General features: G+C 49.7%; 13 protein-coding genes. 12 read left to right on the top strand and 1 reads right to left on the bottom strand.

Going from position 1 to position 18,360, the window contains the following annotated elements; genetic code table 11:
* The first annotated feature begins 47 nt into the window (after window positions 1-47).
* The 4 genes from Q4E93_RS32945 to Q4E93_RS32930 all read left to right on the top strand — a co-directional run bounded on the left by Q4E93_RS32945 (window position 48) and on the right by Q4E93_RS32930 (window position 3,881).
* Window positions 48-1,073, top strand: coding sequence for a S66 peptidase family protein (locus Q4E93_RS32945; RefSeq protein WP_303592211.1), 1,026 nt, complete (start codon window positions 48-50; stop codon window positions 1,071-1,073).
* Window positions 1,074-1,078: 5 nt separating this feature from the next.
* Window positions 1,079-1,978: a S66 peptidase family protein gene (locus Q4E93_RS32940; RefSeq protein WP_303592210.1), complete on the top strand. Its 900-nt coding sequence runs from the start codon at window positions 1,079-1,081 to the stop codon at window positions 1,976-1,978.
* Between the two features lie 87 nt (window positions 1,979-2,065).
* Window positions 2,066-2,905 carry an OmpA family protein gene (locus Q4E93_RS32935; protein WP_303592209.1) on the top strand — a complete coding sequence of 280 codons (840 nt, stop codon included), beginning with the start codon at window positions 2,066-2,068 and terminating at the stop codon, window positions 2,903-2,905.
* A gap of 145 nt (window positions 2,906-3,050) precedes the next feature.
* Window positions 3,051-3,881, top strand: coding sequence for a hypothetical protein (locus tag Q4E93_RS32930; RefSeq protein ID WP_303592208.1), 831 nt, complete (start codon window positions 3,051-3,053; stop codon window positions 3,879-3,881).
* Here Q4E93_RS32930 and Q4E93_RS32925 read toward each other — a convergent pair.
* Window positions 3,868-5,322, bottom strand: a complete 1,455-nt coding sequence (locus Q4E93_RS32925; RefSeq protein ID WP_303592207.1) for a serine hydrolase domain-containing protein — start codon at window positions 5,320-5,322, stop codon at window positions 3,868-3,870. The genes Q4E93_RS32930 and Q4E93_RS32925 overlap by 14 nt on opposite strands.
* Before the next feature lie 215 nt (window positions 5,323-5,537).
* Here Q4E93_RS32925 and Q4E93_RS32920 point away from each other — a divergent pair, with 215 nt between their 5' ends.
* From Q4E93_RS32920 to Q4E93_RS32885, 8 genes are all read left to right on the top strand, one after another.
* Window positions 5,538-7,277: a carbamoyltransferase N-terminal domain-containing protein gene (locus Q4E93_RS32920; RefSeq protein WP_303592206.1), complete on the top strand. Its 1,740-nt coding sequence runs from the start codon at window positions 5,538-5,540 to the stop codon at window positions 7,275-7,277.
* 76 nt (window positions 7,278-7,353) lie between these two features.
* A complete protein-coding gene (locus Q4E93_RS32915; protein ID WP_303592205.1) occupies window positions 7,354-8,289 on the top strand; it encodes a hydrogen peroxide-inducible genes activator in 936 nt (311 codons plus the stop codon).
* 75 nt (window positions 8,290-8,364) lie between these two features.
* Window positions 8,365-9,129, top strand: coding sequence for an FkbM family methyltransferase (locus tag Q4E93_RS32910; protein WP_303592204.1), 765 nt, complete (start codon window positions 8,365-8,367; stop codon window positions 9,127-9,129).
* A 179-nt stretch (window positions 9,130-9,308) separates the two neighbouring features.
* Window positions 9,309-11,174, top strand: a complete 1,866-nt coding sequence (gene asnB, locus Q4E93_RS32905; RefSeq protein ID WP_303592203.1) for an asparagine synthase (glutamine-hydrolyzing) — start codon at window positions 9,309-9,311, stop codon at window positions 11,172-11,174.
* Window positions 11,175-11,199: 25 nt separating this feature from the next.
* The gene (locus Q4E93_RS32900; RefSeq protein WP_303592202.1) at window positions 11,200-12,966 is read left to right on the top strand and encodes a carbamoyltransferase family protein; all 1,767 of its coding nucleotides are present in this window, start codon (window positions 11,200-11,202) and stop codon (window positions 12,964-12,966) included.
* 32 nt (window positions 12,967-12,998) lie between these two features.
* On the top strand, window positions 12,999-15,098 hold the full coding sequence (locus Q4E93_RS32895; RefSeq protein ID WP_303592201.1) for an SGNH/GDSL hydrolase family protein: 2,100 nt from the start codon (window positions 12,999-13,001) through the stop codon (window positions 15,096-15,098).
* 13 nt (window positions 15,099-15,111) lie between these two features.
* A complete protein-coding gene (locus Q4E93_RS32890) occupies window positions 15,112-17,184 on the top strand; it encodes a carbamoyltransferase family protein (protein ID WP_303592200.1) in 2,073 nt (690 codons plus the stop codon).
* A 271-nt stretch (window positions 17,185-17,455) separates the two neighbouring features.
* Window positions 17,456-18,360: condensation domain-containing protein (locus Q4E93_RS32885; RefSeq protein ID WP_303592199.1), on the top strand; the 905-nt coding region annotated here is incomplete at its 3' end.

Below are 18,360 nucleotides of genomic sequence, written 5' to 3'. Positions count from 1 at the left end.
GTTCAAATTTAGGATGATCCGAAAAAAGTTTATTTAACTTCGGCTCTATGAACCGCAAGCATTTTCTCACCTCCGTTCTTACCGCAGGCGCTGCTGTTCCTGCATGGAGCGCGGGTATTCCAGGTACAAAGGTCGCTTCACTGCCACGCATCCCCTCCTACCTCGTTCCGGGCGATGTGATCGGCATCACCTGCCCTGCGGGATTTATTACGCTGAAGGAGATCGAGCCTGCCATCCAGCAGATAGAGAGCTGGGGTTTTAAAATAAAGGTGGGCGCTACGGTTGGCAAAAGGGATTTCAGCTTTGGCGGCACTGACGGGGAAAGGGCGGCCGATCTTCAGCAAATGCTGGACGACCCATCCCTGAAAGCCATCCTTTGTGCCCGCGGCGGGTATGGCGCGGTCCGCATTGTGGACCAATTGGACTTCAGCGGTCTTTCCAATCACCCCAAGTGGGTGATCGGGTTCAGCGACATCACGGTCCTGCTTTGTCATATCCATCGCAACCTGAACATGGCCTCCATCCATTCGAAGATGTGCAACAGCTTCCCGGATGACTGGAGCAAGGCAGAGCCAGTGCAGGTGGCTTCCATCCTTTCGATCCGGGAGGCGCTTACCGGCGTTCCCATGCAATATCCTACCGCGGCGCATGATAAGAACAGGACGGGTGTTGCGGAAGGCGTACTGGTGGGCGGCAACCTGAAGACCATTGAAACGCTTTCGGGCAGCCGCTCGGACATGGACACCACCGGCAAAATATTATTCGTGGAGGATACGGGCGAATATCTCTACAGCATCGATCGGATGTTCTGGCACCTGGAGCGTACGGGCAAACTGGCGGGCCTGCAGGGCCTGGTGGTGGGAGGCTTTAAGGTAAAGCCTGATGATCCCGGTGAAGAGTTCGGCCGTACTTTATATGACATCGTACAGGAAAGAGTAAAGCCGTTTCATTTCCCTGTCGCCTTCGATTTTCCCGTGGGCCATCAAAAGAATAATTTCGCTTTGAAATGTGGGATGCCTCACCGGCTGACGGTAACGGCCGAAAAGGTGATCCTGGAGGATATACATTCATGACAGTCATGCCCCCTTACTTAGCGCCCGGCGATACCATCGCCCTTGTCTGCCCGGCAGGCTATATGGCTCCTGAAAAAATGCAGACCTGTATCGACACGTTGCGTGCCTGGGGGTATGCCGTGCGTGCAGGAACCACTCTGGCCAGCCACTCGGAAAATTATTTTTCCGGTACGGACGAGGAAAGGCTGGCCGATCTGCAGGAGGCGCTGGACGACCCATCCGTCAAAGCCATTCTTTGCGCACGGGGCGGCTATGGGCTGAGCCGTATCATCGACCGGATAGATTTTTCTCATTTTATCAAGTATCCGAAATGGATCGCCGGGTTTAGTGATGTCACTGTCCTGCATGCGCATATCCATGCTAACTTTAAGATAGCGACGCTGCATTCGCCCATGGCCGGGGCATTCAATGACGGGGGGGCGGAGAGCGTGTATGTGGCATCATTGCGGGACGCGCTGGAAGGAAAGAAAGCAAAGTATATATGTGACGTTCACCCGCTGAACAGGAAGGGCGAGGCGGTGGGAGCGCTGGTGGGGGGTAATCTTTCCCTGTTGGCGCACCTGGCGGGGACGGCATCGGATATGAAGACGAAGGGAAAGATACTTTTCCTGGAGGATGTGGGGGAGTACCTGTATAACATCGACCGGATGTTCTGGCAGCTGAAGCGCAATGGCAGGCTGGACAGACTGGCGGGACTCATCATCGGAGGTTTTACTGATATGAAAGATACGACCCGTCCTTTCGGGCAGACTGTCTATGAGATCATTTACGATGTAGTGAAGGAGTATGACTACCCTTTGGCTTTTGGGTTCCCCGTTAGCCATGGCGGGCATAACTATGCGCTGAAAGCAGGCGTGGGATACAAGCTGAAGGTGGGGAAGAATAAGGTAACATTGGAAGAGTAAAGATTTGACGGCGCTTCTTTTATGGCCTGATGATTGTATAGTGTAGAGCTTATTCATCGAAGGTATTTGTAACCTCAATCTACTAACATGAACAAAGCCGTCCATCTTGGCCTAAGCATTATCGCAAGTATTTTACTGTTAACAAGTTGTGTATCGAATAAGAAATTCAAGGCTTCCCAAAGCGCTTTGGAGTCCGCGAGGAATGACAGCGCCCGGCTGGCGGCCAAAGTAGCTGACCAGGAGGCAACGATTGGGCAATTAAAGCAACAGGTTGGGGACCTTACCAATAAGGTCAATGACCTCACGAACCAGGCGGGGCGATTGTCCAGCGACGTGGCCAACAAGAATTCCCAGCTGGGAAAGAGCCAGCAGGAGCTGGCTGAGCAGCAACGCAAGCTGGAGCAACTACAGGCATTGATGGACCAGCAGAAGAAGGCCATCCAGGAGATCCGTAAAAAAATGAGCGATGCGCTGGTGGGCTTCAATTCCAATGAGCTGACGGTAGCTATCAAGAACGGGAAAGTATATGTTAGCCTGCAGGAGAATTTATTGTTCCCTTCCGGCAGCGCAGTGGTAAATCCCAAAGGCAAGGAAGCGCTGGGCAAGCTGGCGGGGGTCCTGAATAGTAATCCCGAAATTACCGTGAACATCGAAGGGCACACGGACTCCGTACCCATCCGCACGCGGTTTAAAGATAACTGGGACCTGAGCACGGCCCGGGCCACGGCGATCGTACGCATTCTCACTATCGATTATAAAGTGGATCCTGTCAGGGTGGAAGCCTCCGGGCACAGCCAGTATGATCCCGTGCAGACCAACAGTACTTCCGAAGGAAGGGCATTGAACAGGAGGACGGAGATCATCCTTTCACCCAAGCTGGACGAGCTGTTTAAATTATTAGAGACGGGCACTACTACGGACAACTAAGAGCACACGACGGACACGCAAAGGCAAATGGCCCGGGTAACGCCGGGCTATTTGTATTTTAAGCCTGCAGACGGATTGCGTATGTCGATCCGATTGTATATTTTTGAGCACGAAAAAAAACTATAAAACTTTATCAATCCTGATCATGCCCCCAAAAACAGCCCTACTTTGTACGATCGCCTTTTGCCTTATCCTTTTATCCTGTCACAAGAGCGATTCGTCCAGCCAGGGTAATCCGGTGAATAATTCCTACCTGGCTTCCTGCCGTTCCTATGCAACGGATTACCTGCAAATTGATTCCCTCCGGTATGACGCAAATCATCACCTGATCCGGCTGGACCAATATGTAAAGGACAACAGCAATGGCAATCAGATAGACGACAGCTTGAATTTCGTATTTACGTATGCTGGCAATGGTTCTCTGCCGACGGGATATGAATATGCGCATGAACAGGCGGGACAGTATGAAACGCACCAGCTGACCTATGACGGGCAGAACCGGATCGTGAAGGACACAGGGGTAAATGGCTCCGGCTATGTAACCTATTTTGCCTATCCGGGCGATAAGATCGTTGCCACCGTGTCTTTTGACGGATCGGTTGACGGCAGTCAGATCGACACGTTGACTGTTTCCGGTGGGAATGTCACACAGGAAAAGGTTTATATAAATGAAAGCGGCTCATGGAACAAGCAGGGAGATGTTGCTTTCGGCCATGTTGCCGGCGCCAATCCCGGCTATAAGGCGGAAATTGCGGGGAGCCTGGGGCCGTTGCTGTATATACTGCAGGTCAACGGATTTGGGGGCTACAGTGATTATATCTCAAAAAGCCTGACCAATAAGGTCACCGGGACAGCGGAGGGATTACCGGGTGCAGGCATCAACTATACCGTAGGTGTGGATGCCACCGGCAGGATCAGCTCGATCACACCTGCCGGGGCGCCTGCGGGGACGAAGATGGTGTTCACTTATTATTAACGGGGATGGCTGTGATCTTTTTCGCCCTCTGCTTATGATCGATCAGGAGGCCGACGATCCTTCCATTGTCGCGTATGAACTGAAGATCGCTGTGGTCGTCGTATAAAAAGAAATCGTCCGGCGAAGTGAAATGAAGCTGCCACTGATCGAAGCGCACGTCGAGGAATAATCTGCCATCCCGTTGTATGATGTGAACCGTGTCTCCCCCGACGATATACCGGCCCGCGTATTCTTCCAAAGCAGCCGGCGCGTCAATCTCTTTTTTAACCACGGGCGCATAGAAGCCTTCCCATTTGTATACAGTGGCGACGCTGTTGATGATCTCATCCATGATGGCGCCATTATCTGAATTCACCATCACCACTACGCCCTTTCCGCCATGGAGGCTCCCAAAATATTGCGACCGGAAACCTTCGTTGGCGCCGCCGTGCGAGAAATATTTGCCGGGCCCTCTTTGCTGGATGAATACGCCCAGTGCTGCATTGCTGTCGATATAAGGTGTGAGCCCTGTCCTTGTCATGGCTGGTGACAGGACGCCGCCTTGCTTTCCTTCCAGGGATAGCTGGGAGGCGATGATAAAGCGGCAGAGGTCAGTGGGGTTTGTCCAGAGGCCGGCGGCCGCCTGTTCGGGATAGATATGATACTTGCCATGTATGGCGGCACCATTGTTCTTATATCCTGTGGCCAATAAGGCCCTTTTGCCGGGGCCGGGAGGCTGGGTGTAGAAGCTGGCGGTCATGCCCAGGGGTAGCAGGATGCTGTCATGCATATACCGGTCATACGGCAGGCCGGTGATATTCATCACCACCAGCTGAGAGAGCGTGATGCCTCCGCCGGAGTATTGTGAGCGCAGGCCCGGCTCGAACATAGAATATACCCGGGGACTGTTGGCGGGCCGCCGTCCGTCGAGGATCTGTTCGATGGAAGGGATGCTGTCTTGTATGTCGTACCCGGGGAAGCCGTGTACGGAAAGACCGGCTGTATGGCTGAGGAGATGGGCCATCGTTATCTTTTTGCCTTTTGTCAGGGTGTTGTAGGTGAGCTTCCAGTGCTTGAGATATCGATTGACGTCCATGTGGAGGTTCAACTTTCCATCCTGCACGAGCTTGAGGACACCCATGGCGTTGAGCGACTTGCTGATGCTGGCTGCCTGGAAAAGCGTCGATGTGGTAACGTGGCGGCCCTCACTGCTGTCTGCCCATCCATAGCCTTTGGCCCATTCGATCTTATAGTCATTGACAACGGCGATGCTCACTCCTTTCAGGTGATAATGAGCCATGCGTTCGGAGAGGGTCCAGGTGTGGTCATGTTGCGTTTGCACCCACCCGGCGAGATGGGTCTCCACTTCGTGGATCTTTTGCAGCACCTCTTTGGATTGGGAAAAGCCGGCAGTGCATAGCGCAAAAAGGAGGAGCAGGGCAAGAACGGGCGTTTTTATCATATGGGGCTGTTCATACAATATACTTATTCTCAGGGACACCCCGGGATAATTTATGATGGGCGCGATCAGTTCGCCCTTCCCTGTTCTTCATCCGCACCATTGATTCATCCGGGAATAGCGGATATGCTCCGGTGTCTCAAAATTTTTTCTTGTTGAACAGGTGAAGGAAACATAATTTGGGTATTTTTACTTGAAAGGGAAATACTGTAAATTATATGACCATACTTGGTATTAAACTAACTCATGATGCCGCGATAGCGCTAATCGAAAATGGCCGGCTCATTTTTTCATATGAGATGGAGAAGCTAAACAATTCCCCCCGGTACTCACCTTTCAACATTACAATTGATCAGGTGGAAAGCATATTATCTGAATACGGGCACAGCTTAAAGGCTATTGACAAAATAGTTATCGATGGCTGGAGCATTTGGGAGCTGGATAATTTTTCCAAATCCACCAACATTGAGGCGTCCATCATAAAGTTTAACTTTTTGGGAAAGGAGGTCGATATTACAACTAAAAAAGTTGCGGATTATGGTCATTATGTAACTTCCGAAGAAAATATCATGGAGCCTTGTCATTTTTCCTTTTATGATCAGGGCCTGGTCTATAGCAGCTATCTGCATGTTGCCGGACATGTTGCTGCGGCATATTGCACGAGCCCCTTCGCAAAAAAAGGAGAAGACGCAATGGTACTTGTATGGGATGGCGGTATGCCGCCTCAGCTGTTCTATTTTTCCTACAATGAAAATGCGGTACGGAATTTAGGCTCTCTTTTTCCATTGCTCGGCAACATATATACAAACTTTTCCCATGCATTTAAACCTTTTTCCGAAATGCCCAATAGTTTATCGATTGCGGGCAAGGCGATGGCATACATGGCTTTGGGAAAAGTAAATGCTCAGATACTGCAGCAGTATCACAAGATCTTTTCAGATTTGACGCAAGGATTCGATGAGACAGAGCTTTCCAAGGAGATCATAAATACAGTTACCAATCAATTTATCACAGCCGCGAAACAATTTTCAAGGGAAAACAAATTTCCCGATACCGACATGCTGACCACCTTTCAGGAGTTTCTACAAGAACTGCTTCTTGAGCACTTATCGGCGCAGTGGAAGCGGCAACCGGAATTAACTTCCAATTTGTGCCTGGTGGGGGGATGCGCACTGAATATCAAATGGAACAATAGTATCAGGAATAGTCCGTTGATAAAACACGTATGGGTACCCCCCTTTCCTAACGATGCAGGCAATGCGCTGGGTGCGGCATGCTGTGAAATGCTTCGCAGCGAGGGAATTAGGTCATTGGAATGGGATGTATACAGCGGGCCCGGATTAAATGAGTCTGGCCTGACTGATGATGCAACAGAAGGTAGGAATGACTTTGTTTGCTGTGACTGCCGGATAGAAGAACTGGCCGAAATCCTTCATAAGTACAACGAGCCAGTGGTATTTCTCAACGGACGCGCGGAATTAGGGCCGCGTGCCTTAGGCAACAGAAGCATTCTTTCACCTGCACATTCATCAGGCATGAAAAAAAGGCTTAATGAAATTAAAGGTCGCGAGCAGTACCGTCCTGTCGCACCTATCTGCCTGGAAGAATATGCGCCCGAGGTTTTTTCTCCCGGCTCGCCCGATCCATTTATGCTTTTTGAACATTTTGTCAGGAAATCATGGAAAGAAAAAGTGCCCGCGATCTGTCATTTAGATGGTTCTGCAAGACTTCAAACGATCAACAATAATGAAAACCCTGTTATTTATCGTTTGTTAAGAAAATATTTTGAAAAAAGTGGCATACCATTGCTGTGCAATACAAGCGCCAACCTAAATGGCAGTGGATTTTTCCCGGACGTTCGCAGCGCAATGGAGTGGAATAAGGCGAATCTTATATGGAGCGACAACAAATTATATGTTAAAAGTACGTTCGTTCATTTTACTGACATCCTGCAATGAGTTCCACAGTTGCGCACGATATCTCCGCGTTTGGGTGGTATGATTGATTAATTTTAACTTTACATAGATTTAATCTATGACATTCATACAGCTGGAATATATCGTAGCCATCGACACCTATCGCCACTTTGCGACAGCCGCCGCCAATTGTTTTGTCACGCAGCCTACTTTGAGCATGCAGGTGCAGAAGCTGGAGGAAGAGCTGGGGGTCAAGATTTTCGACAGAAGCAAACAGCCGGTGCTTCCCACGGAGGCGGGACGGGAACTGATCGAGCAGGCCCGGAAGATCCTGGCCGAAAAGGATATTATCCAGGAGATCGTGCAGGCGAAGAAAGGGGTGCTGACGGGGGAATTGCGTATCGGCATCATCCCTACCCTGGCGCCTTACCTGCTGCCTTTATTTGTACAGGGCTTTACAGCAAAATACCCACTGATCAAGCTGGTTGTGAATGAAATGACTACCGAGACGCTGGTAGGCCGTCTCCGGGAAGGGCGCATCGATGTGGGCATTTTGGTCACCCCTCTCCAGGAGAATGGCATCCGCGAGCATGTGCTGTTCTATGAGGAGCTGCTGGTCTATGTCTCCCGGAAGAATGCGGCCTATAAAAAGACGTATATGCTGGCCCAGGACATCGACCCTAATAAGCTTTGGCTGCTGGAGGAGGGGCACTGCTTTCGCAGCCAGATCGTTCGTCTCTGCGAGCTGCGCAAAGCCAGTAAGGAAGGCAGCCATTTCGATTACGAGGCGGGCAGCCTGGAGACGCTGCGGCGGATGGTGGAACTTAATGACGGCATCACGATCCTTCCGGAACTGGCGGCTATGGACCTGACCAAAAAGCAGACGCAGCTCGTACGTCATTTCAAACGCCCTGCTCCCATGAGGGAGGTGAGCCTGGTGGTTCACCGGGATTTTGTAAAACAGCGGCTTGTACAGGCGTTAAAGGAAGAGATCATTCAATCCATCCCTGAAAAGGTGCGGCAGAATAAAAACCAGAACGTGGTGCCCATCTGACCGGAGCACCGGCAAGCGCGTGAAGGATGGGAAATTTCGCCGGAAGCTCGTAGCTTGCGGTCAGAACCAAATTGTATGGGAATCAAAAAGGTCTTGATCAAACTATTAGGGGAAAAAAGATACCTATCCTTGCTGGCAGGCACCTTTCAACGACTGTATCCCACGGGCAAACTGGGATTGATCTACCAGGATGTTTATTTCCTTAAGGATATTATCGAAAAGGGAGCTTTTTGTGTGGACATTGGCGCTCATCTCGGCTATTATACATTGGAAATGAGCCGGCTGGCCGGCCCTTCCGGCAAGATCATTGCGATCGAGCCCATACCCGGGTTCAATGAGGTGCTGGGGAACCTGCTGCGGAGCAAGAAAGCGGATAATGTCGAGCTGATGCAGGTGGCCCTGGGCGGAGAAGGGGACTATGTGGAAATGGGGATCCCCAGGGTGGGTAATAATAAGCAATTCGCGTATGCGAGGATCAAGCGGGCGGGGGAACCTTATGTGTATGCGGAGTCGGTGAAAGTGAGGAATGCCTCGGGCGATGCCTTGTTCAGTGAATTGCCAGGATTGGATTTTATCAAGTGTGATGTGGAGGGTTTGGAGATCCAGGTGTTTTCTTCCATGATGGAGACGTTGAGGAAACACCGGCCTATCCTGCTGGTGGAGCTGGTTGCTAAGGGGGAAAGGATCCGGTTCTTTGAAATGATACGTCCGATGGGGTATGAAGTTTTCTACCTGGAGAGTGGAAGATTACGGCCGTTGGATATATATGGGGATGTGTTCCCGGTGAGCCATAATCATTATTTTATCCCGGAGGGACGAAAAGGGATATGGATGAAATAAATTTTTTTTAAAGCTTGTCCAATTAGTTATATTTGGTTAGTTAGGTCCTGATTCATTAGCACTATGTGCCAGGCAGGGGTTTTGCAAGACGCTCGCCTGCATTCTTTGTATTTTCCATTATCTATAATCGACAGTTAGCATTTAATATATCAGAAAAAAATAATCTGAATAGGAGTAGCATGTGTGGGATCACAGGAATATTTGATAAATACAATAAATATGAGGTCACGGATGAGCTGCTCCTGAGGATGATGGAACGGTTGAATCACCGGGGGCCTGACGACTCCGGATACTATATTGATGGTGCAATTGGATTGGGATTCAAAAGGCTTGCCATAATAGACATGACCACGGGCAACCAGCCGATGTTCAACGAAGACAAGTCCCTCGTCCTGATCTGCAACGGCGAAGTATATAACTATGTAGATTTGAAACGGGAGCTGATGCAGCAGGGACATGTTTTCAGATCGGCATGCGATGTAGAAGTTATCTTACATTTATACGAAACCTATGGAGTAGATTGTCTTAACAGAATAAACGGGCAGTTTTCCTTCTCCATCTATGATAAGAATAAGAAAGCCCTCTTCATTGCCCGGGACCAGGTAGGCATCGCACCTTTATTCTATACTTTCCAAAATGATGTGTTTGTTTTCGCTTCGGAGATCAAAGCGCTGCTGGCGCATCCTGCAGTTACGCCCAGATTGAATCTGACAGGACTGGATCAAATTATTACATTTCCAGGCATGGTAAGCCCGACTACTATGTTTGATAAGATCAATAGCCTGCCGCCGGGACACTTTATCATGGTAGATGAAGGAGGGCTGGTCATGAAAGAATATTGGGACCTGGTATACCCTTTGGAAAGTGAAGCGGGGCCGGCATTGCCGGAAGATTATTATGTGGAAGAACTCGATCAGTTGCTGAACCGTTCCGTTAGCTACAGACTGAATGCTGACGTGCCTGTTGGATATTACCTCAGCGGGGGAGTGGATTCATCGTTGATAGCGGGGTTGGTCAACGGATTAACCGATCAGGTAAGTCAATCCTTCTCCATTGCCTTCAGTGATGTTGCGATCGATGAGAAAAAATACCGGAATGCTATCCTGCCATCCCTGCGGTCAACCCACCATGAATTGACCTTTGATCCCGGGGACATCGGGTCCAGACTGGCGGATGCCGTGTATTATTCCGAAGCTCCATTGAAAGAGTCGTATAATACCTGCAGCCTGGCCCTCTCTGCTGCTGTGAAAAAAAATAATATCAAGGTGGTGCTTTCCGGAGAAGGGGCGGATGAGCTGTTCGGAGGTTATGTCGGGTATAGATTGGATGCACGGAGACCCAATAGCCTGTACAGCCACAATGACTGCGACGAGATGCTGGAACGGGAGCTCCGATGTGATTTATGGGGGCACGACAGCTTCTTTTATGAAAAGAACTATTATGCGTTCAGCAGTATAAAAAGATCGTTGTATTCGGATGAGCTGAATGAGACTTTCCATTTGTTGGATAGTGTCAGGGAAGGGATTGTCGATAAGCGTAAAATCCGCGGTCGTAATATTTCACATATCAGATCCTATCTTGATTTCAAGTTCCGCGTCTCAGATCATTTATGCGCGGATCATGGAGACAGGATGAGCTATGCGAATTCTGTGGAGGCTAGATATCCATTCCTCGACATCGATCTTATCGAATTCATTAAAACGATACCGGTAAAGATCAAGTTCAGCAGCATCACCGAGAAATATATTTTAAAGAAATGTGCAAGGAAATATGTCCCGTCATCCATTATCGACAGGGAAAAATTCAGTTTTGTCGCTCCCGGCAGCCAGTTTCTCCTTGGCAGGAACCTAGAATGGGTGAATGACATGCTGTCGTATGACCGTATAAAGAGACAAGGGATCTTTAATCCGGACACGATCGAAAACCTGAAGAGAATATACAGCGGCAGGAATTTCAGTTTGAACCAGACTTTCGAGACCGACCTGTTGATGATCGTGCTGACCTTTGGTATCTTCCAGGACCTTTTTAAAGTTAAAAATTCATAAGAACCATCACAGACCAATATCCATTATGGGATTAAATATCATCGGTATCTCGGCTTTTTATCACGATTCGGCCTGCTGTATCCTCAGGGACGGCGTCCTGATCGCCGCTGCCCAGGAAGAAAGGTTTTCCAGGATCAAGGCAGATGCTTCCCTTCCTTGCCAGGCGTTCTTGTATTGCCTGAAGCAATCGGGGCTGGCCATTACGGATATAGATCTTATTGCGTATTATGAAGATCCGGAAAAAAAAGCATCCCGGCAGATATGGAGCCGCATCCCGGAGGTGTCCTCGTCTTTTCTGCTTCAGCTCGACCCGGGCAGGCCGGAAAGGGAGATCCGGGAGGTCCTCGGCTATGAGGGGCCCATCAGATTTGTGGAACATCATATGTCGCATGCCGCAAGCAGCTTTTTTTTCTCCGGATTCGACACCTCGGCTATCCTGACCGTGGATGGAGTGGGGGAATGGGCAACCACTACCTATGGCGCCGGCAATGGCAATGCCATTCACCTGTTTGAAGAAGTTCATTTTCCGCATTCTTTGGGATTACTTTATAGCACCATTACAAGCTTTCTTGGGTTCGGGGTCAATGACGGAGAATACAAGGTAATGGGGCTGGCTCCTTATGGGAAACCATTGTACGTAAAACAACTCATGGATCTCCTCCAGCCGGAAGCGGAAGGACAGTATAAGCTGAATATGGGTTATTTTGATTTTTTGTCCGGCGAAAGAATGTTCTCGGATGCGCTGCCGGGATTGCTGGGGCATCCTGCCAGGCGGCCGGACTCGATAATCGCCCCATTCCATAAAGATCTTTCCAAAAGCTTACAGGTAGTACTGGAAGAAATGCTGCTGGAAAAGGCGCGCTATCTTCATCGCAGGACGGGTGAAAAAAACCTGTGCATGGCCGGCGGTGTCGCGTTAAACTGCGTTGCCAACGGGCGTATCCTGAGGGACGGCCCTTTTGAAAAGCTTTTTGTACAGCCTGCTTCCAATGATGCAGGCGGCGCCATCGGCGCGGCAATGGCTATCCATGCCGTTGAGGGTAGGGCATTGCAGCAGAAAAAGCAACTTGACCATGTATACTTTGGTCCGGAATTTGCCGCCGACGAGATCGAGCAATTATTAAAGTCGACCTCCCTTCAATACCATAACTATAGAGGAAGCAGGGACCTGATGCTGAGCATGGTGGCAGGCAAGCTGGCGGAAGGGCTTGTCATCGGCTGGTTCCAGGGGAGGATGGAGTTCGGGCCCCGGTCGCTGGGAGCGCGATCGATCCTGGCCGATCCCAGAAACGCGACCATGCGTGACAGGATCAATGCGATGGTGAAAAAAAGAGAAGGTTTCCGGCCCTTCGCTCCCGCAGTGCTGGAAGACAAGGTTGCAGAGCATTTCCAATTAGATCATCCATCCCCCTTTATGCTGGAGACCTGCCAGGTGTCCTCGACCATCGATCTGCCGGCTATTACGCATGTGGACGGTTCGGCAAGGGTCCAGACCGTGAATGAACATACCAATCTTCCCTTCGCGTTATTGATCCGGGAATTTGAAAAGCTAACAGGGTGCCCTATCCTATTGAATACATCCTTTAATGTCAAAGGAGAACCCATCGTATGCTCTCCTGAAGACGCCCTTAAATGTTTTATAAAGACGGACATCGATTGCCTGGTCATGGACGAATTTGTCATAATAAGATCAGAAAACTCACTTCATGCGCTGAAGCTGATACTGGAAAATTATGACATCGAAAAAGAGAAAAGAGCAGGTATCAGGCACGACGTGTACACTTTTGTTTAATCACCTGGTAAAGCAGTACAGACCTTATACTTATGAACAGATCCTATTCACTGGCAGCAGAACTTGCCCGGGTAGTGACCGGCGGAGAAGCCAGCGCTGTAAAGCTGGATACGCTTGCATCCCTCATAAACGGGCCGTCCCCCGATGCCGCAGCGCCCGAACCCACGCCTGTCCTTAAGGATAATGAGCCGCCGGACCAATATGACCGGATAGGTATATGGTCCTTGAAACAGCAGGAAGGCATGGATCTCTACGTGCGGGATACCCGCTTTGCAGCGGACTGGAGGCTGTGGGCCAATCAGCATGTCATATTTCCAAAAAAAGGGAAAAGGGTGGTGTTATTAGGCGAGTCCGTCGCGCGCGGATATTTTTACGATCCCTTTTTTAATCCTGCCATCGAATTACGTTCGCGCTTGCAGGCAGTAGAAGGATTTACCGATTTCGAGGTCGTAGACCTGGCGAAAAGCGGCCTTACACTGGAAGAACTTTCGAGGTTAAGCGAATCCTGTTTAAGGCTCGACCCGGACCTGATCATTATTTTTGCAGGCAATAACTGGGCGTACAGCTTGTATGATTCACCTGTCTTTTCAGAATATGAAATTCAGTCTTTGACAAATGCCTTGCATTCCCTGGACCTTATGCAGGTGAAAGAAAAGCTGGACGATAAATTGGCCGAACTGGTCAAGAACTATATGGCCACCATGGCTTCGTTCTCTGCCAGGCATGGCATACCCGTTCTGTTCATCATCCCTGAATATAACCTGGATTCCTGGAAAAGCACTCCGCTGGAGAAGATCGTTGCCGGGCTGCCTGAAGACAATACGGACAAATGGATCGCGGCTGGGAAAAGGGCAAAAAGGTATTTACAGTCGGGCCGCCTGCCGGACGCACAGAAGGAGTCCGAACAGATGATAGCGCTGGACCCCACGAACCCTCTTGGATACGAGTACCTGGCCGAATGCCACCTCAGGAATGAAAAATACGAGGAAGCCCGTCACTTGCTGGAATCCGCCCGGGATACATCGATAGTAAAGCGGCTTACAAACCACACCCCCAGGTGCTTTTCCTCCTGCCGGCGCACCATTCTTGAACAGTCAAAACTGTATGGATTCCATGTGGTGGACCTTCCTGCCGTATTCAAAGATCATCTTGGAGGCAAGATCCCGGGACGGGACCTCTTCCTGGATTATTGCCATCTGAATCATGAAGGGATCAAACTGGCAATGGACGCCGCCTTCGATGTCTTGCTGCCATTGTTTGATGGAAAAAAAACAGATGTGAAGTCGTCATCCGCCCGTGAATTAAGCACGGACCTGGTCGCCCTGGCACATTTGTTGGCTGCTACCCTTAATTCCAGGTTTGGACAACCGCGCGAGATCCTGAACTACCATTGTATGCAGGCTGTGAAGATTTCCCGTATCTCCGCAAGGTTCATGACGCTCTTCTCTTCGCTGGCCTGCAGGAAAGCTTCCACTGCCCTTTGTAAAAGTTACGGGCAAATCCTGGCGGAAGGGCTCGCCGATCAATATAATAAAGGTACGGGCCTGCTGCATGCGGAGAATGCCAAGACACTGGACTATGAGCTCATCCATGCCATGATCGCTGCATTGCAAACCGTTGGGATCGACATTCATGGTCAGATCGAAGTGTTGCTGAACAGGGAGCACGGTGTAAAGAATGCACCGGTGAATTTATTGGAATCATTTTACCATATGTTCTCTATTCAGAAGGTGGCCGGCGCAAGCAGCTGTTATTACAAAGCGTATGACATAACATCGGAGTTCCTTTTCTTCATGGAAAGAAATGTCCCGGTGTATGCAGATATCACCTGGCGGATCCCTGCTACTGAAAATGGAGGGAAAGCAAGGCTATTGCTGAATGACGCGCCGATCGATGAAATGGACGTAGGTAACAAATGGCAAACGAAGAAAGTGTTATTCCCTTCCGCGGGGTTGATAAAGGGAGCGAACAGGCTTCTGATAAAATGGCCGGCAGGCTCGCGGGTGCCCCGGAAAAAAGCCGAAGATCGGAATGGTCTTTCCGCCGCCGGATCATTAGACAGGTCGATAGGCTCATTGTACCATACTTTCGGCGAGATCCATACATTAATGATCTCCGCCGTACAGGAATAACTATTTATAATCCATGGGAAAGAAGCACACTTACGTTCTTGGCACCGGCCTGCTGCATGATGGGTCCGCCTGTTTGCTGAAAGATGGGAGAATTTGCGTCGCCATCGAAAAAGAAAGAATCACCCGGATAAAGCATGACGGCTTCAATGACACGCTTGCCATTGAATATTGCCTGGATGCGGAAGGGATCACCCTGGGAGATATCGACCTGGTAGTGCAGAACGCTACGCAGCACATGTTTGAATATGGCAACCGGGAATTTTACGGGCCCCGGCTTTTCGTGGATGAAGGCTCCCCTCCCGTCGTCTCCATTTCACATCATCTCGCTCATGCATACAGCGCTATCGGCACCTGTCCCTTCGACGAATTCAATATCCTGGTGATAGACGGGAAGGGAAATTCCTATGACGACTGTATGGACCTGGACGGGGCCATTATTCCTGATAAAGAGCAGATGGAGCTTAATAAGCACCTGTATGTTGAACGGGACAGTTTTTATGGCTATTCCAATGCCGGCTTCCAAAACTTATATAAAGGGTTCTCCGTACTTGGATACGGAATGAAAGGCTTTCCCATGCATCCCTCCGTGAAGGATTCCATCGGGGGTATTTATTCCGCAGCAAGCAAATATTGTTTCAGGGATATCAACGACGTAGGGAAATTGATGGGATTGGCTCCCTATGGCCGTCGGGGTATATATAACGACAGGATCTTTTTATTGGAGGATGGGCGTGTCTTTATCAATTATGAAGCCTTAAAAAAGTTCGACAGGCCATCCCGGAGCCTGGAAAGTTTCAAGAACAACTTTCAATATTATGCTGATGTGGCATGGTGGGTCCAGCACGAGATAGAGAAAGCCATCATATATATCATTCAATGCAGGTGTGAACTGAATGGCGTCAGAAAGCTCTGTTACAGCGGAGGCGTCGCTTTAAATGCAGTGGCAAACGCCAGGATCCGGCACCTGACCCCCGTCACCGATCTCTATGTCACACCGGCTGCCGGAGACAATGGGGTTGCCATCGGATGCGCGTATTACGGCTGGCTGGAAGTGCTTAGAAAAGAGCGGATCGTCCACACCGGGAGCACCTGCTTTGGCAAAGTGTATCCTACGGCTATGCTGTATGGTGCATTGGACAGCTATGTCATCAACAATGAGCCGCGGGTTACCGCGGCATACATCGATCACTTTTTTCAGCTGGTGAACGACGTTCCTCTAAACGGGCTAGCGGGCCATGAGTTCGTCCTGCAGTTCAACATCCCGGATTATGGGGTTTACCAGATCGTGATGGAGAAAGACACGGTGAAGGGCTTTAAAGGTTTCGACCGCCGGCCGGACGGGACCTTCGAGATCAGCGGCGACGACTTTTTCCGCAGCATCATTGCTCCCGAATATTTAAGCGATATCATAAAGCTGGAAAGGATCAGGTCTTCCAATTATTCTCTTGCCTCCCTTTTTACGAGCGCCTTCAATTTCTCCGGGATGGCCAGGTTGCTGCTGGATAAAAAGCTGCATGGAAAAAACGATCAAACAGTAAAGTGCGTCTATCTCAATGAATACATTGAAAGGTCTGCCAGGCTGCTGGCGGATGGGAAAGTCCTGGCATGGTACCAGGGGCGCTCAGAGTTCGGCCCGCGGGCGCTGGGCAGCCGCAGCATACTTGCTGATCCAAGGAACCCCGGAATAAAAGACTTCATTAACCTGCAGATCAAGCTGCGGGAGGACTTCAGGCCTTTCGCCCCTTCCGTTCTAAAGGAGGACGTAACGATCTATTTCGAGGAAGACCAGGATAGCCCCTATATGATCCTTGTAAACAGGATGAAGGATGAATGGAAAGAGAAACTGAAGGCAATTACACATGTCGATGGCACTTCCCGTGTCCAGACGGTCCATTCCGGGCTGTCCCCCGACTATTACAAGCTGATCTCGGAATTCAAGAAGATCACGGGTATATCCCTGTTGTTAAATACCTCGCTTAACCGCCGTGGGATGCCTATTGTGGAGACACCGATGGATGCGCTGGATTTCTTCTATACCTCCAGGATCGACTATTTAATAATGGACCGCTTCATTATTAAGAAATAATAAACATGCGTGATTTTATGTATTTTTTTTGTTTTTTTTATGATGAGATTTAGTTATCTTGACAAGTATTCATTATAGTCCACTTGCAAGTAGTTTATTTGATCAATTCGATACCCTCTCCAAAATTCAAGCAAAGCGTAATTATTTGAGACTGTAAAATTATTGACCAGGCGTTCCTGACCCCCAGGAATGTCAGAGGAAACGTCTGTCCAATAGTTTAGTGCCTTTTAAGACCGAGACCATCCTTGAAATAAATATTTTGACTGTCGCTATGGATCTATCCTCTTTCCTGAAAAGATTGAACGATCTGAATCTCTCGTTGGAAGTAAGAGAAGAAGCTATCGTTGTAAAAGGGAACAAGAAAAAGCTGTCTCCACAAGAACTCGAATCGATCAGGAGCAACCAGGATCTGATCGACTATATCCGGTCCCACCGGGAAGAGCTTGTCGCTTATCTGAATAGTGGACTATTCAAATCAAAAAAGCGCTCAGAGAATATATCATCCATTCATCCGCTGAGCGGATTACAACAAGGTATATTATTTCATGCCATTTACGATGGGCATTCCAGCGCCTACTCGGTACTGTTCAGCTGTGTGCTGGGAGAGATGGACGTGGATCTGTTCCGCCGGAGCTGGGAGCTGCTGTTGATACGGCACAGCATTTTGCGGAGCGGTTTCCATTATGCGGAACTGAGCATTCCGGTGCAATGCGTGTACCGGAATGTGGAACTGCCGTTTGAGGTGGTGGATTACCGTGAGCTTGGGGAGGAGGATCAACGGCCGGCAGTGGAATCATTTATTAAAGAGGAACATGGACGGGGGTTTGATTTTGACCGGCCGCCGTTGATGCGCGTGACGGTGATCCTGCTGGGCGGAGGTCGTCATCAGCTGGTGTGGTCGATCCATCATATTTTGGTGGATGGATGGTCGATGCCGGTGCTGATGGAAGAGGTGATGGATAATTATGAACGTTTGTGTGAGGGCCGGGAGGCGGGAGGGGGAGCAGAAGACAATTATGGAGATTATATCCGGTTTATACGAGGGCGGGATGAACGGGAGGAGCGGAAGTTCTGGGAAGGTTATTTGCAGGGGCTGGAACGGGGGACCTTATTGCCCTGGGTGGAGGAGCGTGGGGACAGGAACAAGGGGATGGGGGAATACCGTCACCGGGAGCT

The sequence above is a fragment of the Flavitalea plasmicola genome, from assembly GCF_030546645.1.
Taxonomy (GTDB): domain Bacteria; phylum Bacteroidota; class Bacteroidia; order Chitinophagales; family Chitinophagaceae; genus Puia.
This window is presented reverse-complemented; position numbering and strand designations above follow the sequence as displayed.